This window comes from Allobosea sp. 05T433, assembly GCF_056396065.1.
Genome location: NZ_JBFTKS010000138.1, coordinates 1 through 380, shown reverse-complemented (window position 1 = coordinate 380; position 380 = coordinate 1). Strand labels below are relative to the sequence as shown.

Sequence of the window (380 nt, the reverse complement as noted above, 5' to 3'; positions counted from 1 at the left end):
GCGCACCTCACAGACTTCGTTGCCGCCTACAATTTCGGCCGCCGGCTGAAGACCCTTAGGGGGCTCACACCCTACGAGTTCATCTGCAAATGCTGGACTTCAGAGCCAGAACGATTCAGGCTCGATCCAATCCATCAAATGCCGGGACTRAACAYCTAGGAGCCCGTCCGAGTAACGATTTTGGGGCGATTATGACGGGAAGGCTGGGCGSGAGATTTCGGTGCCCGGTCCTCATCTTGAGGCTTTTGCAAGCTTCAGGAGGTTGTGAGCGGTACAGATCATTGCCCATTCGCCTCGGACCTGATCGAGACCGCGCAGGAGCAACTGCCGGAAGCCTCTGGCTTGCTTGATCTGCCCGAACACCGGCTCGACCACCTGCT

1 protein-coding gene and 1 pseudogene are annotated in these 380 nt (G+C 57.8%); one reads left to right on the top strand and one right to left on the bottom strand.

The window, feature by feature from the left end; translation table 11 throughout:
• A pseudogene (locus AC1DGP_RS35385) lies at window positions 1-159 on the top strand (IS481 family transposase); the annotation flags it as partial.
• Window positions 160-231: 72 nt separating this feature from the next.
• Here AC1DGP_RS35385 and AC1DGP_RS35380 read toward each other — a convergent pair.
• Window positions 232-380, bottom strand: a 149-nt coding sequence (locus tag AC1DGP_RS35380) for a transposase (protein ID WP_476833313.1), incomplete at its 5' end; no start/stop codon positions are given.